This is a genomic window from Burkholderia pyrrocinia, assembly GCF_003330765.1.
GTDB classification, from domain to species: domain Bacteria; phylum Pseudomonadota; class Gammaproteobacteria; order Burkholderiales; family Burkholderiaceae; genus Burkholderia; species Burkholderia pyrrocinia_B.
The window spans coordinates 1,252,501-1,274,798 of the sequence record NZ_CP024902.1; the positions used below are offsets into that span (position 1 = coordinate 1,252,501).

15 protein-coding genes are annotated in these 22,298 nt (G+C 68.4%); 9 read left to right on the forward strand and 6 right to left on the reverse strand.

Annotation, left to right across the window (positions count from 1 at the left end; all coding sequences use genetic code 11):
• Positions 1-3 precede the first annotated feature (3 nt).
• The 3 genes from astB (at position 4) to CUJ89_RS06100 (ending at position 3,453) form a co-directional block, all read left to right on the forward strand.
• Positions 4-1,344 (forward strand): N-succinylarginine dihydrolase, encoded by a 1,341-nt coding sequence (astB, locus tag CUJ89_RS06085; protein ID WP_114176559.1) that lies wholly within the window; start codon positions 4-6, stop codon positions 1,342-1,344.
• Positions 1,345-1,351: 7 nt separating this feature from the next.
• Positions 1,352-2,380: a succinylglutamate desuccinylase gene (gene astE / locus CUJ89_RS06090; protein ID WP_201752295.1), complete on the forward strand. Its 1,029-nt coding sequence runs from the start codon at positions 1,352-1,354 to the stop codon at positions 2,378-2,380.
• A 278-nt stretch (positions 2,381-2,658) separates the two neighbouring features.
• Positions 2,659-3,453 (forward strand): ABC transporter substrate-binding protein, encoded by a 795-nt coding sequence (locus CUJ89_RS06100; RefSeq protein ID WP_114176561.1) that lies wholly within the window; start codon positions 2,659-2,661, stop codon positions 3,451-3,453.
• Positions 3,454-3,545: 92 nt separating this feature from the next.
• Here the strand turns inward: CUJ89_RS06100 and CUJ89_RS06105 are convergent, their stop codons facing one another.
• Both CUJ89_RS06105 and cdpA read right to left on the reverse strand, forming a co-directional pair.
• Positions 3,546-5,048 (reverse strand): HDOD domain-containing protein, encoded by a 1,503-nt coding sequence (locus CUJ89_RS06105; RefSeq protein WP_114176562.1) that lies wholly within the window; start codon positions 5,046-5,048, stop codon positions 3,546-3,548.
• Positions 5,049-5,075: 27 nt separating this feature from the next.
• The gene (gene cdpA / locus CUJ89_RS06110) at positions 5,076-6,818 is read right to left on the reverse strand and encodes a cyclic di-GMP phosphodiesterase CdpA (RefSeq protein ID WP_201752297.1); all 1,743 of its coding nucleotides are present in this window, start codon (positions 6,816-6,818) and stop codon (positions 5,076-5,078) included.
• Between the two features lie 278 nt (positions 6,819-7,096).
• Between cdpA and CUJ89_RS06115 the strand changes: the two genes are divergently transcribed.
• Complete coding sequence (locus CUJ89_RS06115; protein WP_114176564.1) at positions 7,097-7,648, forward strand: peroxiredoxin; 552 nt, start codon at positions 7,097-7,099, stop codon at positions 7,646-7,648.
• Between the two features lie 77 nt (positions 7,649-7,725).
• Here CUJ89_RS06115 and CUJ89_RS06120 read toward each other — a convergent pair whose 3' ends face one another.
• Complete coding sequence (locus tag CUJ89_RS06120; protein WP_114176565.1) at positions 7,726-8,355, reverse strand: SDR family oxidoreductase; 630 nt, start codon at positions 8,353-8,355, stop codon at positions 7,726-7,728.
• Positions 8,356-8,632: 277 nt separating this feature from the next.
• Here CUJ89_RS06120 and CUJ89_RS06125 point away from each other — a divergent pair, with 277 nt between their 5' ends.
• A complete protein-coding gene (locus tag CUJ89_RS06125) occupies positions 8,633-10,096 on the forward strand; it encodes an NYN domain-containing protein (RefSeq protein WP_114176566.1) in 1,464 nt (487 codons plus the stop codon).
• Positions 10,097-10,181: 85 nt separating this feature from the next.
• On the opposite strand, the gene CUJ89_RS06130 is transcribed toward CUJ89_RS06125, so the two are convergent.
• Entirely contained in the window at positions 10,182-10,565 is a 384-nt protein-coding gene (locus tag CUJ89_RS06130) for a VOC family protein (protein ID WP_114176567.1), read from the reverse strand.
• A gap of 306 nt (positions 10,566-10,871) precedes the next feature.
• On the opposite strand from CUJ89_RS06130, the gene CUJ89_RS06135 reads away from it, so the two are divergent.
• From CUJ89_RS06135 to CUJ89_RS06150, 4 genes are all read left to right on the forward strand, one after another.
• The gene (locus tag CUJ89_RS06135; protein WP_114176568.1) at positions 10,872-11,312 is read left to right on the forward strand and encodes a (2Fe-2S)-binding protein; all 441 of its coding nucleotides are present in this window, start codon (positions 10,872-10,874) and stop codon (positions 11,310-11,312) included.
• The gene (locus tag CUJ89_RS06140) at positions 11,296-13,500 is read left to right on the forward strand and encodes a xanthine dehydrogenase family protein molybdopterin-binding subunit (RefSeq protein WP_114176569.1); all 2,205 of its coding nucleotides are present in this window, start codon (positions 11,296-11,298) and stop codon (positions 13,498-13,500) included. The genes CUJ89_RS06135 and CUJ89_RS06140 overlap by 17 nt, the downstream gene beginning before the upstream one ends.
• Positions 13,501-13,620: 120 nt before the next feature.
• Positions 13,621-14,712 carry a porin gene (locus CUJ89_RS06145; RefSeq protein ID WP_114176570.1) on the forward strand — a complete coding sequence of 364 codons (1,092 nt, stop codon included), beginning with the start codon at positions 13,621-13,623 and terminating at the stop codon, positions 14,710-14,712.
• Positions 14,713-14,743: 31 nt separating this feature from the next.
• Positions 14,744-15,706 (forward strand): AraC family transcriptional regulator, encoded by a 963-nt coding sequence (locus tag CUJ89_RS06150; protein WP_114176571.1) that lies wholly within the window; start codon positions 14,744-14,746, stop codon positions 15,704-15,706.
• A gap of 163 nt (positions 15,707-15,869) precedes the next feature.
• On the opposite strand, the gene CUJ89_RS06155 is transcribed toward CUJ89_RS06150, so the two are convergent.
• Both CUJ89_RS06155 and CUJ89_RS06160 read right to left on the reverse strand, forming a co-directional pair.
• Complete coding sequence (locus CUJ89_RS06155; protein ID WP_114176572.1) at positions 15,870-19,178, reverse strand: efflux RND transporter permease subunit; 3,309 nt, start codon at positions 19,176-19,178, stop codon at positions 15,870-15,872.
• Between the two features lie 3 nt (positions 19,179-19,181).
• Entirely contained in the window at positions 19,182-22,295 is a 3,114-nt protein-coding gene (locus CUJ89_RS06160; RefSeq protein ID WP_114176573.1) for an MdtB/MuxB family multidrug efflux RND transporter permease subunit, read from the reverse strand.
• Positions 22,296-22,298: the final 3 nt, after the last annotated feature.

Sequence of the window (22,298 nt, forward strand, 5' to 3'; positions counted from 1 at the left end):
ACGATGAACGCACAAGAAGCCAATTTCGACGGGCTCGTCGGCCCGACCCACAACTACGCCGGGCTGTCGTTCGGCAACGTGGCGTCGCTCAACAACGAGAAGTCGGCCGCGAATCCGAAGGCCGCCGCGAAGCAGGGGCTGCGCAAGATGAAGCAGCTCGCGGATCTCGGTTTCGCGCAGGGCGTGCTGCCGCCGCAGGAGCGGCCGTCGCTGCGCCTGCTGCGGGAGCTCGGCTTCTCCGGCAAGGACGCGGACGTGATCGCGAAGGCCGCGAAGCAGGCGCCCGAACTGCTCGCCGCGGCGAGTTCGGCATCGGCGATGTGGACCGCGAACGCGGCCACCGTCAGCCCGTCGGCCGACACGAGCGACGGCCGCGTGCACTTCACGCCGGCGAACCTGTGCAGCAAGCTGCATCGCGCGATCGAGCACGAAGCGACGCGCCGCACGCTGTCGACGCTGTTCGCCGATCCCGCACATTTCGCGGTGCACGACGCGCTGACAGGCACGCCGGCGCTCGGCGACGAAGGCGCGGCGAACCATACGCGCTTCTGCGCCGAATACGGCAAGCCGGGCATCGAGTTCTTCGTGTACGGCCGCGCGGAATACCGCCGCGGCCCCGAGCCGAAGCGCTTCCCGGCGCGCCAGACCTTCGAGGCGAGCCGCGCGGTCGCGCATCGCCACGGGCTCGCCGAAGAAGCGACGGTCTACGCGCAGCAGGATCCGGACGTGATCGACGCCGGTGTGTTCCACAACGACGTGATCTCGGTCGGCAACCGCGACACGCTGTTCACGCACGAGCGCGCGTTCGTCAACAGGCAGGCGATCTACGACACGTTGACCGCCGCGCTCGACGCACGCGGCGCACGCCTGAACGTGATCGAGGTGCCCGACGCGGCCGTGAGCGTGAACGACGCGGTGACGTCGTATCTGTTCAACAGCCAGCTGCTGTCGCGCGCGGACGGCTCGCAGGTGCTCGTGGTGCCGCAGGAATGCCGCGAGAACGCGAACGTCGCGGCCTATCTCGACCGTCTCGCGGCCGGCAACGGCCCGATTCACGACGTGCTCGTGTTCGACCTGCGCGAAAGCATGAAGAACGGCGGCGGCCCCGCCTGCCTGCGCTTGCGGGTGGTGCTGAACGAAGCGGAGCGCGCGGCCGTCACGTCGAACGTGTGGATCAACGACACGCTGTTCGCGTCGCTCGACGCATGGATCGACAAGCACTATCGCGATCGCCTTGCACCGGACGACCTCGCCGATCCGGTGCTGCTCGACGAATCGCGCACGGCGCTGGACGAGCTCACGCAGATCCTGCGCGTCGGTTCGCTGTATGACTTCCAGCGCTGACGCACCGATGGCCGCCGCCGCGTCGCTCGACGACTTTCTCGCGTTCACGCTGGCCGGCGGCGCGCCGGCCGTGACGGACGGCGCCTGCGCGGGAGGTGCAGTGCGCTGGCAATGGCTCGGCGACGGGCTGCTCGCGCTCGAACCGGCCGCGGCGGCCGACACGGCGCGGGCGAGCGTGCTCGTATCGGCCGGCGTACACGGCGACGAGACGGCGCCGATCGAGCTGCTGTCGATGCTCGTGCGCGATCTCGCGTCGGGCGCGCTGCCGCTCGCGTGCCGGCTGCTCGTCGTGCTCGGCAACGTGCCGGCGATGCGTGCCGGCGAGCGTTATCTCGACGACGACCTGAACCGCCTGTTCAGCGGCCGTCACGCGCAGGTGCCCGCGAGCCGCGAAGCGCCGCGCGCCGCGCAGCTCGAAGCGGCCGCTGCCGCGTTCTTTGCGGCTGCGCCGGCGGGCAGTGCGCGCTGGCACATCGACATGCACACGGCGATCCGTGCATCGGTGTTCGAGCAGTTCGCGCTGCTGCCGCATACGGGCACGCCGCCGACGCGCACGATGGTCGAATGGCTCGGCGACGCGCGCATCGCGGCCGTGCTGCTGCATACCGCGAAGGGCAACACGTATTCGCATTTCACGGCCGAGCACTGCGGCGCGCTGGCATGCACGCTGGAACTCGGGAAGGTGCGGCCGTTCGGCCAGAACGACCTGACGCGCTTCGCGCCGGCCGACCGCGCGGTGCGCAAGCTCGTGTCGGGTGCCTCGCGCGATGCCGATGCCACGCTGCCGCGCGTATTCACGGTGATCGACCAGATCACGAAGCAGAGCGACGCGCTCGAATTGTTCGTCGCGGCCGACGTCGCGAACTTCACCGCGTTTGCGCGCGGCACGGTGCTCGCGCAGGACGGCGACTACCGCTACACGGTGACGCACGACGAAGAACGGATCGTGTTTCCGAACCCGGCCGTGAAGCCGGGCCTGCGCGCGGGCCTGCTGGTCGTCGACACGACGCGCGAGACGATCGCGGCGCTCGTCTGACCCCTCGGCGCGGCCGCGGCGCAGTGCGGCCGGCCTTGCGTATTTGCGACATCGTCTTGCAAGTTCGGCGGCCGGCCCGGCTGGCGTCGTGAGCGCACCGCAGCATCGCGCGCCGACGGCCGCTTTGCCGTACCGGGCCGCGCGGATTGGTACAATCGCGGCCTTGCGGCTGTTGCGCCGCATCAAGGCGCGGCAGCGGCATTGGCGTGGTTATCTGGCCCTGCAATGATGCATGCGCCCGTAGTTCCGGAACATTCGAGTATCGAGGAGAGCACCTGATGAAGTTGGATTGGCGTAAAGTGGCCGCGCATGCGGTGGTGGCGGCATCGGCCGTGGCGGCAGGCAGCGCGTTTGCCGCGGATCTGAAAGAGATCCGGTTCGGCGTCGAGGCCTCGTACGCACCGTTCGAATACAAGACGCCCGACGGCAAGCTGACCGGCTTCGACATCGATATCGGCAACGCGGTGTGCGCGAAGCTGAAGACCAAGTGCGTGTGGGTCGAGAACGACTTCGACGGCCTGATCCCCGCGCTGCAGGCGCGCAAGTTCGACGCGATCAACTCGGACATGACGATCACCGACCAGCGCAAGCACGCGATCGCGTTTACCGATCCGATCTACACGATTCCGAACCAGCTGATCGCGAAGCAGGGCAGCGGCCTGCTGCCGACCCCGCAAGCGCTGAAGGGCAAGCGCGTCGGCGTGCTGCAGGGCACGATCCAGGAAGCGTACGCGAAGAAGAAGTGGGCGCCGGCAGGCGTCGAAGTCGTGCCGTACCAGACGCAGGATCTGGCCTATGCCGACCTGAAGTCGAGCCGTCTCGACGCGACGTTCCAGGATTCGGAAGCCGGTTCGAAGGGCTTCCTGACGAAGCCGCAGGGCCAGGGCTTCGCGTTCGCGGGCGGCACGGTCAGCGACACCGAGATCCTCGGCTCGGGCGTCGGCTTCGGCCTGCGCAAGAACGACGCGGCGCTGAAGACCGCGCTCGATCAGGCGCTGAAGGAACTGAAGGCCGACGGCACGATCGACAACCTCGCGAAGAAGTACTTCAGCGTGCCCGTGACGCTCAAGTAAGCGTTTCGTTCGATCGCACGATGCAGCCGGCCGCTTATGCGGCCGGTTTGCTTTGGGCGGCTGGAAACGGCGTGGTGTGGCCGTCGGCCGCGCTAGGCGGGGAAGAACCGGCCCAGTTCGCGCGCGAGCTCGTTGAGCACGCCCATCTCCTGCTGCGTGATCTTGCGCGCGGGTTGCGCGCCAGCCCAGTCGCCGTATAGCAGCGCGACGGTGGTCGCGCCGACGCGCACGGGCAGCAGCACGAACGCGCGCGTGTCGTCGAACGCGTCGAGATACCACGCGGGCAGGCGCTTGAGCATCTTCGGTTCCTGCGCCTGCTCGATGAAGATGCCGACCGAGTTCGAGATCGCGAGGTGAAACACGTCCGGCTCGAAGCGCTCGTCGAAGCGCAGCCGGTAGAGCGCTTCATCGACGCCGGGGCCGAAGCCGAGGCGCGCGGCGAACATGCCGTCGTCGTGACGCACGAACATCACGGTGCGCGTAAACGCAAGGCCGGCAAGCAGGCTTTCCGACGCGAGCGCGAGCACCGGCGTCAGCACGTGCTCGGACGGTAGCGCGCGCAGGTCCGCGAGGCCGGCTTCGAGGCATGCCTCGGGCTCGGCCTGCGCGCGTGCGATCGCATCGGCGTTCGCGCGCAGCTCGACGATCTCGCGCATCACGGTGTCGCTCGCTTCCTCGCGTGCGAGCCGATCGGCGATCTCGACGAGCGCGTCGGCCTCCATGTCGAGTTCCGCGCCGTAGTGCTGCGCGAGCGCCGCGATGCGCGTGTCGCGCTGCAGGCTCGCGGGCATCACGAGCGCGCTCGCGACGTCGGTCGAGCAGCGACTCACCGCGCGCAGCCAGCGGATGCGGTCGGCCGGGCCGTCATCGGTCGCATGGCCCGCGTTGGGTTCGTCGTCGTAGTCGTCGTCGAACGCGTCGGCGCGGGCCGCGTGGTCGTCGTTGGCTATCCCCGCGCGGATCACGTCGGGCAGCCGCCAGCGTGCGGCCGCCTCGAGCCCGATCTCGTCGAAGCCGACGCCGAGCACGTCGGCGCACGCAGCCGATTCGTCGCCGTTCAGCTCGGCCGCGCGGCGGCGGATCCGGTCCCATTCGCTGTCGAGATAGCAGACCACGAGCAGCTTGCCGACCTGGCGCATCAGCGTGCAGACGACGGCTTCCTCGCCCGCGCGCAGTTCGACGTGCTCGGTGAGCTTGCGCGCGACGCAGCCGGACAGCAGCGCACGGTTCAGTTCGAGCTTCGCGTCGATGCGTCGCGGCGTGCTGTGGTGGAAATGGTCGACGAGCTTCAGCCCGACGACCAGATGGCCGACGGCGTCCATGCCGAGCACCATCAGTGCGCGGGTGACGGTCGTGATGTTGCCGCCGAATGCCATGTACATCGCGGAGTTCGCGAGCCGCAGCACTTTCTGCGTGAGCGCGAAGTCCGACAGCACGACGCGCACGAGTGCGGTGAAGTCGAGGTCGTCGTTCTTCATCGCGGCCATCGTCGCGCGCAGCGATTCCGACAGCAGCGGGAAATCGCCCCGTTCGTTCATCCGGGCCCACAGCTTGTCGAGCAGTGCGGTGCGGGGCAGGTGTTCGGTGATTGACATACGGATCTGTCCGGTTCGCCGCGCGCGTCAGGCGGCGGCGTGCAGGTGCAGCTGCTGCGCCTCGAAGCGCCGTGCGAGTTCCTCGGACGGCAGCGCCTGGCAGACGAGCCAGCCCTGGATATGATTGCAGCCCATCTCCGTCAGCAGCGCGCGCTGTGCCTCGGTCTCGACGCCTTCGGCGACGAGCTCGAGATCGAGCGTTTGCGCGAGGCCGACCACGGCCGACACGATCGCGCGGTCATTGCGCGAGGTCAGCAGGTTCTCGACGAAACTGCGGTCGATCTTCAGCTTCGCGAGCGGGAAGCGCTGCAGATACGCGAGGCTCGAATAGCCGGTGCCGAAATCGTCGATCGCGAAGCGGATGCCGAGATCGGTCAGCTCCTCGAGCAGCCCCTTCGCATGCGCGGGATCGTGCATCAGCAGGCTTTCGGTGATTTCGAGCACGATGCGGCGCGGGTCGATGCCCGTCAGCGCGATCGCCTCGCGCACGCTCTGCGTGAAGCGCGGGTCGCGGAACTGCTGCGGCGACACGTTGACCGCCACGTACTGCAGCGCGAGCCTCTGGCGATCCCACGCGACGAGCTGCATGCACGCGGCCTTGAGCACCCAGTTGCCGAGATAGTTGATCAGGCCGATCGATTCGGCGAGCGGAATGAAGGTCGCCGGCGGCACGAGGCCGTGCACCGGATGGCGCCAGCGGATCAGCGCCTCGACGCCGACCACCGCGCCCGATTGGCTGCGCGTGATCGGCTGGAAATGGAGCGAAAACTCGCCGTTGCGCACGCCGTCGTACAGGTCGGCTTCGAGCTTCAGCCGCTCGGCGTCGGCCGGATCGTCGACGGGCGCATGGAACGCGAGCGCGTTGCCGCCCGATGCCTTCGCCTGCGCGAGCGCGTGGTCGGCGCGGCGCAGCAGCGGGCTGTGGTGCTGCGCGCGATGGGGCAGCGCACGTTCGTCCGGGTAGAGCGCGATGCCGATGCTCGCGGACAGGTGCACGGTCTGCCCCTGGTACACATAGGGCTCGCGCACCGCGGCCTGCAGCCGGCGCGCGAGCGCATCGGCGGCGGCGCTCGCCCGCGTGCGGTCCGACGCGCCGAGCACGACCGCGAACTTGTCGCTCGCGACGCGCGCGAGCCGTTCGTTCGGCGTGACGAGCGCCTTCAGCCGCTGCGCGGTCTCGCGCAGCAGCGTGTCGCCCGCGTCGTAGCCGAGCGCGCGGTTGATCCGCTGGTAGTCGTCGAGGTCGAGCAGCAGCAGCGCCGCGCAGGTGCCGTCCTCGTCGGCGGCCTGCTGCGCGCGCATCAGCGCGGGCACGAGCGCGGACAGGTTGTCGAGCCCCGTCATCGGATCGTGGTGCATTTCGTACGTCAGGCGCGCCTCGAGCGCGCGCCACGACGACACGTCGAACGCCGCGATCGCGAAGCCGTCGACCCCGTGGTGGCGGCTCTTGAACGCGCGGACCTCGACGTCCAGCGGGTAGGTGAGCGACTTGACGATGCACATCGTCGCCTTCTCGACCTGGCCGGACCGCGCGGCGCGCGCAAGCAGGCCTTCGAGCGCCGAGGTATCCTGTTCGGCGATCAGGTCGCGCAGCGTCAGCGTGTGCAGGTAGTCGCGGTGGTAGCCGATGAAGCGCAGGCTCGCGTCGGACACGTACAGAAAGCGCAGCTCGTGGTCGACATGGGCGAGGAAATCCACCGTGCCGACCGTCTGTTCCAGCCAGTTGCGCACGGAGTCGTCGCGGCGCGGCGCGCCGGCGCGCGCGGGCATCAGCGCGCCGCCCGACCAGGCGAAGCGGCGCAGCGTATGCAAGGCACTGCGCCAGGAGCCCTTGCGTGACGTCTGTTTCCTGTTGGCTTCCATGTTTCTCGCTGACGTGAAGGGCTGGAACCGGTTGTCCGGAAGGAATAACGGCAGACTGTGCGGAATCTTTAACGGGCCGGCCGCGGATGGCGCTGCCGCTGACCCGGATCGTACGCGGGGCGTTCGACAGGCGAACGCCGACGTGGCCTACATCGAGGCTGACTTTATAAGAAATGAGGACGCAGATGAAGCGAAAACTGTTGCTGGGCGCCGCCGTGGCGGCGCTGGTGGCCGGCCATGCGCTGATGGCGCAGGCGGAGCTGAAGCCGGGCGCCGCGGCGCCCGACTTTACGACGCAGGCGTCGCTGGGCGGCAAGACTTACACGTACTCGCTCGCGGACGCGCTGAAGCAGGGGCCGGTGGTGCTGTATTTCTACCCGGCTGCGTTCACGAAGGGCTGCACGATCGAGGCGCACGCGTTCGCCGATGCGGTCGACCGTTACAAGGCTTACGGCGCGACGGTGATCGGCGTGTCGGCAGACAATATCGACACGCTGACGAAATTCTCGGTGAGCGAGTGCCGGAGCAAGTTCCCGGTCGCGGCCGATCCGGACGCGAAGATCATCCGTGAATACGACGCGAAGCTGCCGGCGCTCGACCGCGCGAACCGCGTGTCCTACGTGATTTCGCCGGAAGGGAAGATTCTCTACGAATACACGAGCATGTCGCCCGATAAGCACGTCGAGAACACGCTCGCCGCCGTGAAGGCGTGGGCCGACGCGCATCCGAAGCAGTAAACGGGCGCCCGACGCGTCAAAGCGGCCCGTCGTGCGGGCCGCGGGCACAGGACAACGCGCCGCCGCGCGGCGGGCCGCTACGCGCGCAACGCCTGTTCGATCGGCACGCTGCCGCCGACGAAGCCGACGATCTTGCGTGTGATGCCGAGCTTGATCGCCTCGATCGCGGCCCATGCGACATCCTGGCGCGACACGGGCGGCGCGGGGTCGAGCCACGCGTCGGTCAGCGCGATCTTGCCGACGCCCGGATCGTCCGTGAGCGGGCCGGGGCGCAGGATTACGTAGTCGACACCCGACGCGATCACGCGCTCGTCGCCTTCGCGCTTCATCTGCGAATAGTGGCGCAGCGCGTCCGGGCTGTGCTCGGGCCGGTACGCGGACAGCGAACTGATCACCACGAGCTTCTGCGCGTTGTAGGCAAGCGCATATTCGGCCGCGCGCGCGACCGCGTCGCGGTCGACCTGTTCCTCTTCGGCTGCGCCATCCGTTTCGGCCGAGCCGGCCGCGTAGATCACATTCGTGATGCCCTGGAATGCGTGCGAGAAATCGTTCGTCAGATCGGCCTCGACGACCCGTGCGCCCGCCAGCGCATAGCCGTGCCGGCGCACGAGCGCCGTGACCTCGAACTCCGGCTGCTTGAGCAGCAGATCCGCGCAGGCCTGGCCCGTGCGGCCGGTCGCGCCAATCAGCAGTACCTTCGTCGTCATGACACCGCTCCTTGCTCGATGCGTCGTCCTTCCAGATAGGGACGGACGACCGATACTCAAGTGTAATGTCGATTTGGCCCGGCGGCGGGTGTGTAATAAGGGGCATACCGGCGCGGGCGTACCGGCGAGGGTACGCGATCTCCGGCGGTGCGGCGGGCCTTCAGGCCGTCATTCAATCACACGGATTCGGGAATGACGCGCCGACCGGCTATCATGTGCGCGATGCTTTTTTCGCCGCTACGCCATACAACGCGTCGGCCAACCGGTTGGAGTACACATGGCATTACCCCTGGACAACGTCAGCATGGCCGTGTTCTGCGACTTCGAGAACGTCGCGCTCGGCGTGCGCGACGCGAAGTACGAGAAATTCGACATCCAGCCCGTGCTGGAGCGGTTGCTGCTGAAGGGCAGCATCGTCGTGAAGAAGGCCTATTGCGACTGGGATCGCTACAAGGGCTTCAAGGCGTCGATGCACGAGGCGAGCTTCGAGCTGATCGAGATTCCGCACGTGCGCCAGTCGGGCAAGAATTCGGCCGACATCCGGCTCGTCGTGGACGCGCTCGACCTGTGCTACACGAAGTCGCACGTCGATACGTTCGTGATCATCAGCGGCGACTCGGATTTTTCACCGCTCGTGTCGAAGTTGCGCGAGAACGCGAAGAAGGTGATCGGCGTCGGCGTGAAGAAATCGACGTCGGACCTGCTGGTCGCGAACTGCGACGAATTCATTTTCTACGACGATCTCGTGCGCGAGCAGCAGCGTGCGCTGGCGAAGCGCGAACAGCAGCGCACGGGCACCAGCGCCGCGAAGCGGCCGGACGAACCGTCGCGCAAGCACGAGATGGACGCGCGCAAGGCCGAGGCGATCGCGCTGGCGGTCGAGACATTCGACGCGCTCGCGTCGGAGCGGGACGACGTCGGCAAGATCTGGGCGTCGGTGCTCAAGAGCGCGATCAAGCGCCGCAAGCCGGATTTCAACGAGTCGTACTACGGGTTCCGCGCGTTCGGCAACCTGCTCGACGAGGCGCAGGCGCGCGGCCTGCTCGAAGTGGGGCGCGACGACAAGTCGGGTGCGTTCGTGTCGCGGGCACGCCAGCAGGCGGCCGCGGAGCACGTCGCGACGGCCGGTGACGGCGGCGCCGCGCACCACGGCACGCGCGCGGCGGAGCCGGCGCAGGCCGGGCGCGAGCCGCGCCGCCGCCGCGGGCAGCGGGCGGAAGCGGTCGTGCACGAAAGCGTGCAGGTCGAAGCGGAAGAGGCGGCCGTTGCCGAACTCGCCGACGCAGCGGCGGTCGTGCCGGCTGAAACGACCGAAGCGGCCGACGCGCACGGCGACGCGAAGGATGGCCGCAAGCGGGCCCGCAAGAGCGCGGCGAAGAAGACCGGCGCGAAGAAGGGCGCCGCCGCGAAGAGCGCCGGCCGTCACGCGGCCGCGAATCCGGACGACACCGCGCATGGCGCGGCGAAGCACGGTGGCGACAAGCATGCGCACGGCAAGCATGCCGACGACACGCATCGCGATGCGGAGCAGGGCGACGAGCGGCACGCCGCGGTGAAGCACGCCGAGCCGCCGACGGCCGGCGATTTTGGCGGCGAGGTTGCTGCCGCGCAGCCGTCGCATGACGCCGTGCCGGCCGAAGCGGCTGTCGAAGCACCGGCCGACGCCAAGCCGAAGAAGCCGGCCCGCAAGGCGGCGCCGCGTGCGCGGCGCCCGCGCAAGACGGCGGCGGCCACCGAGTGACGGCAGCCGGCCGGGTGTCGTCCGAAACAGGTCGGCACCCGCGCTGCGCAATACCGGCCGGCGCAACGCCGGCCTGCCTGCCCGGCTAGCCGTTCAGCACATACGGCCGCGTCATCACTTCGAGGAAGTGGCCGTCCGGATCGTCGAAATACACGCCGCGGCCGCCGTTGTGGCGATAGATGTCATCGGGTTGCCGCTTTGCCGGATCGGCCCAGTGCGGCAGCCCGCGCTCGCGAATGCGCGCGTACACGCGATCGAAACCGGCTTCGTCGGTCAGGAACGCGTAATGCTGCGCCGTGATCTCCCCCGCCTTTTCGTAAAAATCGAGCGATACGCCGTTGTCGAGCGGAACGACCAGCATCGCGCCGAACGGCGTCGGCGGCGGCAGTTCCAGAAGTTCGGTGAGGAAGCGGCTCGATGCGCGCTTGTCGCGGCACCAGACGATCGTGTGGTTGAGCTGGACGTTCATGGCGTGTCCCCGTGAAGGGCACCGCAGTGGGCATGGACTCACGATAGCCGATTGCCGCCGGTGTTCAAGACGGGATCGTTCGCCGCACTGCCGCCACCGCGCCTGCCATTCCCCTGCACCGCGGACACGCCCTTGCCGGCAAGGCACCCGCGGCGAATCGTCAGCGGAAACGATCTGGACGATCGGTGCCTTTTTCGGGAACAAAGGTCATTGGCGTGGCTTTTTGCGCCGCGAAGAATCTCCCTCAATCCATCGCCGCCATCCGCCGGGTGGCGAACAGGCGATGCGGAACATGGGAGACCGACAATGCGCTTCACGCTGAATGGGCAGCCGTTCGATTTCGACGGCGATCCCGATACGCCGCTTCTGTGGGTTATTCGCGACGCCGCGAAACTGACCGGCACCAAATACGGCTGCGGGATCGGCGCATGTGGCGCCTGCACCGTGCACCTCGACGGAGACGCAACGCGTGCGTGCGTGCTGCCGGCCGCGAGCGTCGCGGGCCGGTCGATCACGACGATCGAGGGGCTGTCGCACGACCGCTCGCATCCGGTGCAGCGTGCGTGGATCGAAAAAGACGTACCGCAGTGCGGCTACTGCCAGTCGGGCATGGTGATGGCGGCCGCCGCGCTGCTCGCGCAGCACCGCAAGCCGACCGACGCGCAGATCGACCAGGCCGTCACGAACCTGTGCCGCTGCGCGACCTATCAACGCATTCGCGAGGCGATCCATGTCGCGGCGGGCTGACGCGGTGCGGGCCGAACGCGTGCCGAATGCGTCGCGGCGGGTGTTCCTGAAGGGTGGCGCCGCGCTGGCGGGCAGCCTGCTGCTGCCGCTGGCGATCAGCGACGTCGTGCAGGCGGCCGGCGACGGCGCGCGCTTTCGCGAGATCAACGACTGGGTGCGCGTCGACACCGACGGCCGGACGATCATCGGCCTGTCGCAGGCGGAGGTCGGGCAGGGCGTGTACACCGGGCTGCCGCAGGTGCTGGCCGACGAGATGGACGCGGACTGGCGCAGCGTGACGGTCGAGTTCGTCACCGGGCGCGACGCGTACCGGATCCACGCGGCGAACGAGCCGCCGCAGCAGTTCGTCGGCGCGTCGATGTCGGCAACGATGTTCTACACCCGGCTGCGGATCGCCGGCGCGCAGGCGCGCGCGGCGTTCCTGAAGGCGGGCGCCGCGCGGCTCGGCGTGCGGGTGACGCAATGCATGACGCGCGACGGCCACGTGATTCACCCGCAGAGCGGCCGCTCGCTGCCGTACGGCGCACTCGTCGACGATGCGGCGAAGTTGCCGCCCGAACCGAATCCCCGTCTGAAGCCCGCATCCGCGCATACGCTGATCGGCCAGTCGCTGCACAAGCTCGACGTGCCGGCGAAGGTCGACGGCAGCGCGATCTACGGCATCGACGTGCAGGTACCCGACATGCTGATCGGCGCACTGACGATGGCGCCGACACTGAACGGCAAGCCCGCGGCCGTGAAGAACCGCGACGCGGTGCGCGCGATGCCGGGCGTTGTCGACATCGTGCTCGCGAAGGACGCGGTGATCGTCGTCGCGCAGAGCTACTGGCAAGCGAAGAAGGCATGCGACGCGGCCGACATCGCATGGGACGCAGGCCCGACGGCGGCATTCGACAGCGCGACGATCCTCGCGCAGCGCAAAGGTGCGCTGCAGGCGGCGCACGCGGTCGTCGCGACGACGATCGGCGAGCCCGAGCGCCGTCTCGCCGAGGCCGGCACGGTCGTCGAAGCCGACTACCACACGCCGTACATCGTCCACGCGACGATGGAGCCGGTGAACGCGACCGTGCACGTGCGGGCGAGCGACATCGAGGTGTGGGGGCCGATCCAGGGGCAGGACAAGGTGCGCTGGACGCTGTCGTCGCTGTTCGGCGTGCCGGCGGACCGGGTCGTCGTCAACACGACGTTTCTCGGCGGCAGCTTCGGCCGCAAGTACGTGCCCGACTTCGTCGTGCATGCGGCGGTCGCGTCGAAGGCGGTCGGGCGGCCCGTGAAGGTGATCCGCTCGCGCGAGGACGACATCCGGCACGGCTTCTACCGGCCGTGCGCGTCCGCACGCCTGCGTGCCGCGCTCGGCGGCGACGGGCTGCCGGTCGCGCTGCATGCGCGCGTCGCCGGGCATTCGCTATACGCGGCGATCAAGCGCGACATGTACGAGAAGGCCGGCGGCTGGGACGAGACGATGCTCGACGGTCTCTACGACCTTTGCTACGACGTGCCGAACCTGCTCGTCGATTCGGTCACGGTGATGCAGCCGATTCCGGTCAGCTTCATGCGCAGTGTCGGGAGTACGTCGAGCGTGTTCTTCCTCGAAAGCTTCGTGAACGAACTCGCGCACACGGCGCGGGCTGATCCGGTGCGATACCGGCGCGCGCTGCTGAGGCACGACCCGCTCGCGCTGCGCGTGCTCGATGCGACGGCCGCGCACGCGAACTGGTTCGGCCGCGCGCCGGCGGGCATCTCGCGCGGCGTCGCGTATTCGCTGTACACGGGGCGCGGCGGTGCGTTTGCCACGCACGTCGCGACCGTCGCGGACGTGCGCGTGACGGGCGGCAAGGTGAAGCTCGAGCGGATCGTATGCGGGATCGACTGCGGTCGCGCGATCAATCCGTTGCTGATCCGCGAGATGGTCGAAGGCGGGATCGGCTTCGCGCTGACCAATACGTTCCGGAGCGAGATCACGTTCGCGAACGGTGCGGTCGTGCAGGGCAATTTTGCCGACTACCCGCTGTTGGGCCTGGCCGACATGCCGAAGGTCGAGGTCGTGATCGTCGATAGCGACCGCGAACCGCAAGGCTGCGGCGAAGTTGCGCTGCCGCCCGTCGCGCCGGCAGTCGCCGACGCGATCTGGCGCGCGACGGGCGAGCGCCCGCGTTCGATGCCGTTCACTGTGCCGCTCGCATCCTGAGGACACCCGGATGCTCGCCGACTGGATCCTGGTCGGCGCAAACCGGGCAGCACGGCTGCCCGACGCAGCGGGCAGCCGATCAATATCAAGCATAACTACACGACAGGTCTGGAGAGTCCCATGAAACAGTTCCGCACGGCCGCAACGGCCGTTTCGCTCGCGGCAGCCGCCGTCGCATCGCCGCACGCACACGCGCAGAGCAGCGTGACGCTGTACGGCATCGTCGACACCGGCGTTCAGTACTACAACCACGCGGCAGGCGGCGGATCGGTCGCCGGCATGCCGGCGCTGACGGGCGAGGTGCCGTCGCGCTTCGGTCTGCGCGGCGTCGAGGATCTCGGCGGTGGCTACCGTGCGTTCTTCGTGCTCGAGAGCGGTTTCGCGATGAATTCCGGCGCGCTGAACTACGGGGGCCGGATGTTCGGCCGCCAGGCGAACGCAGGCATCGATTCGCCGTATGGGGCCGTCACGCTCGGGCGCCAGATGAACATGTCGATGCTCGTGCTGCTCAACGCGGACGTGATCGGTCCGTCGATCCACTCGATGGCGAGCTTCGACAGCTATCTGCCGAACGCGCGCAGCGACAGCGCGGTCGGCTATCTCGGCCGCTTCGGCGGGGTGACGGTCGGCGGCACTTACAGCACGGGCCGCGACGGCGCGGGCCCGGCCGGCCCGTCGGCGACGAATTGCGCGGGCAACGTGCCGGGCGATCCCGTCGCGTGTCGGCAATACACGATGATGGTTGCGTACGACGCGCCGCAGTTCGGCGCGGCCGCCTCCTACGACGTCATGCACGGCGGCACGGGTGCGTCGGCGCCGCTGTCGAGTCCCGGGTACACGGACACGCGCACGATCGTCGACGCGTACGTGAAATTCGGCGCCGCCAAGCTCGGTGCGGGCTGGATCCGCCGCAATACGGCAGCCGCGGTCCACAGCCAGTCCGACATCTTCTTTGCCGGCGGCACGTACGCCGCGACGCCAGCGTTATCATTCGACGCACAGGCGCTGCGTTACCTGCTGCGCGGCCGCTACGATTCGAACCTGTTCGTGGCGCGCGCGAACTACCTGCTGTCCAAGCGCACGATGGTGTACACGTCGGTCGGCTACATGACGAACAGCGCGCTCGGCACGTCGGCAGTCGCTGCCGGCGGCACCGTCGGCGCGGGGCAGAACCAGGTCGGCGTGATGGCCGGCATCCAGCAGCGCTTCTGACGCGGCGGCGCGAACCCCGGAGACACCGACGATGGCGACCGATCTTCTCAGCGACGTCCTGACGGATCTGCGGGCCGACGCGGTCGTCACGGGGCGCTTCACGTTGAGCGCGCCGTGGGCGATCCGCAAGCCGGCTGTCGCGGGCGCGCCGTTTCGCACGTGCGCGGGCAGCCCGTTCTTCCTGTCGGTCGACGGCGCGGCGCCCGTGCACATCGAACCGGGCGACTTCGTGCTGCTGCCGCATGGCGACGAGCACGTGATGGCCTCGTCGCTTGACGAGCCGCCCGTGCCATTCGATGTGCTGATGGCCGACAAGGGCATCAGCCCGCGCTTCGATACGCCGCTCGAATTCGTCGCGGGCGGCGGCGGTGCGACGAGCGAGCTTTACACCGGCATCGTCGTCTATCGCGACATCGTGCGCAGCCCGCTGTTCTCCGTGCTGCCGCCGCTGATCCACGTGCGCGCGAACGATACGGCCGTCGCGCCATGGCTCGCGAGCACGCTGCAGAGCTTCATCGAGGAATCGATGGCGTGCCAGCCTGGCTGGGCGGTCGCCGCGACGCGTCTCGCGGACGTGCTGTTCGTGCAGTTGCTGCGCGCGCATCTGCAATCGTCGGCGAATCACACGGGCTGGCTGCGCGGCCTGACCGACCCGCAGATCGGTCGGGTGATGGCACTGATGCATCGCGACCCGCGCCGCGACTGGCACCTGGCGAGCCTCGCCGCGGAGGCCGGCATGTCGCGCTCGCGTTTTTGCGCGCGTTTCGCCGAACTGGTCGGCGAAACGCCGATTGTCCACCTGACCGCCTACCGGATGTATCTCGCCAGCGGCGACCTTGCGCAGGGCAAGCGCCGGCTGATCGAGATCGCCGAGCGGGTCGGCTATACGTCCGAGAAGGCGTTCGCGCGTGCGTTCCACCGCTGGTCGGGCATGGCCCCGCGCCGCTATGCGCGCAATGCGCAGGATCTGTACGACCTCGCGAAACATGGATGACGGTGCGGCGCGCTGGCCGGGCCTGCCGACAAGGTCTGATCGTGCGTGCGCCGATGCGCGCCGCTGGCGCGTGCCGTGGTTTCGCCGTGGCGTCAGCCGGCAAGCGGGGCAGGGTAGCCCACCCCGTTCGCCCCGCGCCGGTCCGGCGGTCGACGCCGCACCATCACTCCCCGGCGACGGCCGGCCCGCCGGAATTCCCGCGGCGGTTGCGCCGCTTCTCGGCCCAGACGCGCAGCCGGTCCATGTACAGGTACACGACCGGCGTCGTATAGAGCGTCAGCACTTGCGACACGATCAGGCCGCCGGCGATCGCGATCCCGAGCGGCGCGCGCAGCTCGGCGCCGTCACCGTTGCCGAACGCGAGCGGCAGCGCGCCGAGCAGCGCCGCCATCGTCGTCATCATGATCGGGCGGAAGCGCAGCAGGCACGCCTCGTGGATCGCGTCGAACGACGACTTGTGGTTGTTGCGCGTCTGGTCGATCGCGAAGTCGACCATCATGATCGCGTTCTTCTTCACGATGCCGATCAGCAGGATCACGCCGATCAGCGCGATGATGCTGAACTCGGTCTTGAACAGCAGCAGCGCGAGCAGCGCGCCGACGCCGGCCGACGGCAGCGTCGACAGGATCGTGATCGGGTGGATGTAGCTCTCGTACAGGATCCCGAGCACGATATAGACGGCCAGCAGCGCGGTGAGGATCAGGATCGGCTGGTCGTTCAGCGATTGCTGGAACGCCTGCGCGGTGCCCTGGAAGCTGCCGACGATCGTCGGCGGGACGCCGATCTGCGCCATCGTCTGGTAGATCACCTGCGTCGCCTGCGACAGCGACACGCCAGGCGGCAGGTTGAACGAGATCGTCGTCGCGACGAACAGCCCCTGGTGGTTGACCGATAGCGGCGTCGTGCTCGGCCCGAACGTTGCGATTGCAGACAACGGGATCATCGTCGACTTCGACGTCGACACCGACGCGCCCGACGATGCGCTCGACTTGCCGCTGGCCGCGATCGCGTTGAGCGCCTGGTTGCGCGCGGAATCGGACGCGATTGCCGCGGCGCTCTGCGTGGCCGTGCCGGCACTCGACGTGCCGGCCGACGTCGCGACGTAGGTGCCGGCGGCCGCGTTGGTGGTCTGCGCGCCGTTCGCGCTGCCGCCCGACGTGCTGACCCACACCTGGCTCAGTATCTCGGGGCTTTGCCAGTATTTCGGCGCGACTTCCATCACGACGTGGTACTGGTTCAGCGGGTTGTAGATCGTCGAGACCTGGCGCTGGCCGAACGCGTCGTACAGCGTGTTGTCGATCTGCGCGGGCTTGATGCCGAACCGCGCGGCCGTCGCGCGGTCGATCGTCACCATCGCCTCCATGCCGCCTTGCTGCTGGTCGGAGTTCACGTCGGTCAGCTCGGGGCGCTTCTGCAGCGCCTCGGTCAGGATCGGCCCCCACTTGTACAGGTCGGCGCTCGAATCGCCGAGCAGCGTGAACTGGTACTGCGCGTTGCTCTGCCGACCGCCCACGCGAATGTCCTGCGCGGCCTGCAGGAACGTGGTCGCGCCTGCCACGTCCGCCAGCCGCGGGCGCAGCTGCTGGATCACCTGGTCGGCCGACAGCTTGCGTTCGGTGCGGTCCTTCAGCGTGACGAACATGAAGCCGGAGTTGGTCTGCGTGCCGCCGGTGAAGCCCGCGACGCTCTTCACGTTGGGGTTGGCCTGCACGATCCGCATCATCTCGGAGAACTTCAGCTTCATCGCCTGGAACGACGTGGACTGGTCGGCCCGAATGCCGCCGATCATCAGTCCGGTGTCTTGCTGCGGGAAGAAGCCCTTCGGCACGACGATGTACAGGTAGACGTTCAGCCCGATCGTGGCGAACAGGGTCAGCAGGATCAGCAGCGGCCGGCGCAGCGCCCACGACAGCGAGCGCTCGTAGCCGCGCTGCATGCGCGTGAAGCAGCGCTCGAGGAAGCGCCCGAAGCGGCCTTCGCTTTGCGGTTCGTGCGACTCGGGCAGCAGGCGCGCGCACATCATCGGCGTGACGGTGAGCGACACCGCGAGCGACACGGCGATCGCGAGCGACAGCGTCAGCGCGAATTCGCGGAACAGGCGCCCGACGATGCCGCCCATCAGCAGGATCGGCAGGAACACCGCGACGAGCGAGAGGCTCATCGACAGCACCGTGAAGCCGACCTCGCGCGCGCCGTCGAACGCGGCCTGCATGCGCGATTTGCCGTTCTCGATGTGCCGCGAGATGTTCTCGAGCACGACGATCGCATCGTCGACGACGAAGCCGGTCGCGACGATCAGCGCCATCAGCGACAGGTTGTCGATCGAGAAGCCGAGCAGGTACATCGCGCCGAACGTGCCGATGATCGAGATCGGCACCGCGACGCTCGGGATCAGCGTCGCGCGCCAGTTGCGCAGGAACAGGAACACGACCATCACGACGAGGCTGACCGCGATCAGCAGCGTGCGCTCGGTATCCTTCAGCGACGCGCGGATCGTCGTCGAGCGGTCGAGCACGGGCGTGACCGTGATGTCGGCCGGCAGCGACGCGGTGAGTTGCGGCAGCGCCGTGCGCACGCGGTCGATCGTCTCGATGATGTTCGCGCCGGGCGAGCGGTAGAGGATCACGAGCACCGCGCGCTTGCCGTTCGACAGGCCGAGGTTGCGCAGGTCTTCGACGCCGTCGACGACGTCGGACAGGTCGGACAGCCGTACGGCCGCGCCGTTGCGGTACGCAACGACGAGATCGCGGTATTGCGACGCCTGCGATGCCTGGTCGTTCGTATAGAGCTGGTAGTGCTGCGGGCCGAATTCGATCGCGCCCTTCGGCGCGTTGGCGTTCGCGGACGCGAGTGCGGCGCGCACGTCCTCGAGGCCGATCCCGTAGTGGAACAGCGCCTGCGGTTCGAGCTCGACGCGCACGGCCGGGTTCGCGGAGCCGCTGACCGTCACCTGGCCGATCCCGTCGATCTGCGACAGCGACTGCTGCAGCACCGTCGACGCGGAGTCGTACAGCTTCGCGGGCGACGAGGTCTCCGACGTCAGCGACACGATCATGATCGGCGAGTCGGCCGGGTTGACCTTTTTGTAGGTCGGGTTGCTCTTCAGCGACGCGGGCAGGTCGGCGCGCGCCGCGTTGATCGCCGCCTGCACGTCGCGCGCAGCGCCGTCGATGTCGCGGTTCAGGCCGAACTGCAGGATGATCCGCGCATTGCCGACCGTGCTCGTCGACGTCATCTCGGAGACGTCCGCGATCGAGCCGAGGTGCCGCTCGAGCGGGCTCGTCACGCTGGTCGCGACGGTCTCCGGGCTTGCGCCCGGCAGCGACGCCTGCACCGAGATGGTCGGGAAGTCGACTTGCGGCAGCGGCGACACCGGCAGCTTGATGAACGCGAACAGGCCCGCGAGCGCGACGCCGAGCGCGAGCAGCGTCGTCGCGACGGGGCGGGTGATGAAGGGGCGCGACAGGTTCATGGATTACGCATCCGTGCGCGTGCCGGCATCGGGGCCGCGGCGTTCGAACCAGCCGCGCACGCGGCGCGCGAGCGAGTCGAAGCCGAGGTAGATCACGGGCGTCGTGAACAGCGTCAGCACCTGCGACACGATCAGGCCGCCGGCGATCGCGATCCCGAGCGGCTGGCGCAGCTCGGAGCCCGCGCCGGAGCCGACGATCAGCGGCACCGCGGCGAGCAGCGCGGCCAGCGTCGTCATCAGGATCGGCCGGAAGCGCAGCAGGCACGCCTGGTAGATCGCCTCGCGCGGCGGCTTGCCTTCGACGCGTTCGGCCTCGAGCGCGAAGTCGATCATCATGATCGCGTTCTTCTTCACGATGCCGATCAGCAGCACGATGCCGATGATCCCGATGATGTCGAGGTCGTGCCCGGTGATCATCAGCGCGAGCAGTGCGCCGACGCCGGCCGACGGCAGCGTCGACAGGATCGTGATCGGGTGGATGTAGCTCTCGTACAGCACGCCGAGCACGATGTACATCGTGATGACCGCCGCGAGGATCAGGAACAGCTGGTTCGACAGCGATGCCTGGAACGCGAGCGCCGCGCCCTGGAAGCGCGTCTGGAACGACGCGGGCAGGCCGATGTCCTTCTCGGCGGCCTCGATCGCCTTGACGGCCTCGCCGAGCGACGCGCCGGGCGCGAGGTTGAACGAGATCGTCGTCGACGGGAACTGCGACAGGTGCGCGACCAGCAGCGGCGACGGCCGCTCGTGGAACGACGCGATCGACGACAGCGGCACCTGGCCGCCGCCGGCCGACGGCAGGTAGATGTCGTTCAGCGATAGCGCGTAGTGCTGCTCCTTCGGCTCGGACTCGAGAATCACACGGTACTGGTTCGACTGCGTGAAGATGGTCGACACGATGCGCTGGCCGAACGCGTCGTACAGCGCGTTGTCGACGGTCGCCGGCGTGATGCCGAAGCGCGCGGCGCTCGCGCGGTCGATCTCGATGTAGACGGACTGGCCGCCGTTCTGCAGGTCGGTCGCGACGTCGGCGAGCGACGGCTCCTGCTGCAGCCGCGCGACGAGCTTCGGCACCCAGGTCGTGAACTCGCCGGGATTCGGGCTCGTCAGCATGAACTGGTACTGCGTCGGGCTGACGGTCGAGTCGATCGTCAGATCCTGCACCGACTGCATGAACAGCGAGATGCCCGTGATGTTCGCGACGCGGTGCTGCAGGTCGCGGATGATCTCGCTCGCGGTTTCCTTGCGGTCGTCGCGCGCCTTCAGGTTGATCAGCATCCGGCCGCTGTTCAGCGTGATGTTGCTGCCGTCGACGCCGATGAACGACGTGAGGCTCTCGACGTTCGGATCCTTCAGGATCTCGGCCGCGAGCGCCTGCTGGCGCTCGGCCATCGCGCCGTACGAGATCGACTGCGGCGCCTGCGTGATCGCCTGGATCACGCCCGTGTCCTGCGCGGGGAAGAAGCCCTTCGGCACGTACACGTACAGCAGGCCCGTCAGAAAGAGCGTGAGCAGCGCGACGACGAGCGTCGAGCGCTGGCGGTTCAGCACCCATTCGAGCGCGACCGCGTAGCGCGCGATCACCCAGTCGATCGCCCGGTGCACGCGCGCCTCGAAGCGGTGGCTCTCGGGCGGCGGCGAATGGCGCAGCAGCTTCGCGCACATCATCGGCACGAGCGTGAGCGACACGATCGCGGAGATCACGATCGTCACCGCGAGCGTGATCGCGAATTCATGGAACAGGCGCCCGACCACATCGCCCATGAACAGCAGCGGAATCAGCACCGCGATCAGCGATACCGTCAGCGAGATGATCGTGAAACCGATCTGCCGCGAGCCTTTCAGCGCGGCCTCGAGCGGCGCCTCACCTTCCTCGACGTAGCGCGCGATGTTCTCGATCATCACGATCGCGTCGTCGACGACGAAGCCGGTCGCGATGGTGAGCGCCATCAGCGACAGGTTGTTCAGCGAGAAGCCGGCCATGTACATCACCGCGAGCGTGCCGATCAGCGACAGCGGCACCGACAGGCTCGGGATGATCGTCGCGTAGATGTTCGCGAGGAACAGGTACATCACCAGCACGACGAGCCCGACCGAGAGCAGCAGCTCGAACTGCACGTCGCGCACGGCGGCGCGGATCATCGTCGTGCGGTCGGTGACGATCTGCACGTCGAGCGCGGCCGGCAGCGTTTCCTGGAGCTTCGGCAACTGCGCCTTGATCGCGTCCACCGTCTGGATCACGTTCGCGCCGGGCTGGCGCTGCACGTTCAGGATGATCGCGGGCTCCGAATTCACCCACGCGCCGAGCTTGGTGTTCTCCGAGCCGGCGACGACCGTCGCGACGTCGGTCAGCATCACCGGGCGGCCGCCCTTGTACGCGACGACGGCGCTGTTGTACTGGTCGGCGCTCGTGAGCTGGTCGTTCGCGTTGATCGTGTACGCGCGCGTCGGGCCGTCGAAGTTGCCCTTCGGCGTGTTCACGTTCAGGTTCGAGATCGTCGTGCGCAGGTCGTCGAGGTTCATCCCGTACTGCGCGAGCGCGGTCGGGTTGGCCTGGATGCGTACGGCCGGGCGGTTGCCGCCCGACAGGCTGACGAGGCCGACGCCCGCGATCTGCGAGATCTTCATCGCGAGGCGCGTGTCGGCCAGGTCCTGCACCTGCGTGAGCGGCAGCGTCTTCGACTTGACGGCGAGCGTCAGCACCGGCGCGTCGGCCGGGTTGACCTTCGCGTAGATCGGCGGGGCAGGGAGGTCGGACGGCAGCAGGTTGCCGGCCGCGTTGATCGCGGCCTGCACTTCCTGTTCGGCGATGTCGAGCGGCAGGTCGAGCGAGAACTGCAGCGTGATCACCGACGCGCCGGCCGAGCTTTGCGACGACATCTGGTTCAGCGACGGCATCTGCCCGAACTGCCGTTCGAGCGGTGCGGTGACCGACGAGGTCATCACCTCCGGGCTCGCGCCCGGGTAGAAGGTCTGGACCTGGATCGTCGGATAGTCGACTTCGGGCAGCGCGGCGAGCGGCAGGAAGCGCAGCGCGACGAGACCGGCCAGCATGATCGCCGCCATCAGGAGGGCGGTACCGACCGGCCGGAGAATGAAGAGGCGGGATGGGTTCATCGA

Bases quoted from the DNA above. Each gene is read 5' to 3' on its own strand.
- CUJ89_RS06125 (WP_114176566.1), top strand. From the start codon at position 8,633: ATGGCATTACCCCTGGACAACGTCAGCATGGCCGTGTTCTGCGACTTC.
- CUJ89_RS06120 (WP_114176565.1), bottom strand. From the start codon at position 8,355: ATGACGACGAAGGTACTGCTGATTGGCGCGACCGGCCGCACGGGCCAG.
- CUJ89_RS06160 (WP_114176573.1), bottom strand. From the start codon at position 22,295: ATGAACCCATCCCGCCTCTTCATTCTCCGGCCGGTCGGTACCGCCCTC.
- CUJ89_RS06130 (WP_114176567.1), bottom strand. From the start codon at position 10,565: ATGAACGTCCAGCTCAACCACACGATCGTCTGGTGCCGCGACAAGCGC.
- CUJ89_RS06100 (WP_114176561.1), top strand. From the start codon at position 2,659: ATGAAGTTGGATTGGCGTAAAGTGGCCGCGCATGCGGTGGTGGCGGCA.
- CUJ89_RS06145 (WP_114176570.1), top strand. From the start codon at position 13,621: ATGAAACAGTTCCGCACGGCCGCAACGGCCGTTTCGCTCGCGGCAGCC.
- cdpA (WP_201752297.1), bottom strand. From the start codon at position 6,818: ATGCCCGCGCGCGCCGGCGCGCCGCGCCGCGACGACTCCGTGCGCAAC.
- CUJ89_RS06135 (WP_114176568.1), top strand. From the start codon at position 10,872: ATGCGCTTCACGCTGAATGGGCAGCCGTTCGATTTCGACGGCGATCCC.
- CUJ89_RS06155 (WP_114176572.1), bottom strand. From the start codon at position 19,178: ATGAACCTGTCGCGCCCCTTCATCACCCGCCCCGTCGCGACGACGCTG.
- CUJ89_RS06140 (WP_114176569.1), top strand. From the start codon at position 11,296: ATGTCGCGGCGGGCTGACGCGGTGCGGGCCGAACGCGTGCCGAATGCG.
- astB (WP_114176559.1), top strand. From the start codon at position 4: ATGAACGCACAAGAAGCCAATTTCGACGGGCTCGTCGGCCCGACCCAC.
- CUJ89_RS06105 (WP_114176562.1), bottom strand. From the start codon at position 5,048: ATGTCAATCACCGAACACCTGCCCCGCACCGCACTGCTCGACAAGCTG.
- astE (WP_201752295.1), top strand. From the start codon at position 1,352: ATGGCCGCCGCCGCGTCGCTCGACGACTTTCTCGCGTTCACGCTGGCC.
- CUJ89_RS06115 (WP_114176564.1), top strand. From the start codon at position 7,097: ATGAAGCGAAAACTGTTGCTGGGCGCCGCCGTGGCGGCGCTGGTGGCC.
- CUJ89_RS06150 (WP_114176571.1), top strand. From the start codon at position 14,744: ATGGCGACCGATCTTCTCAGCGACGTCCTGACGGATCTGCGGGCCGAC.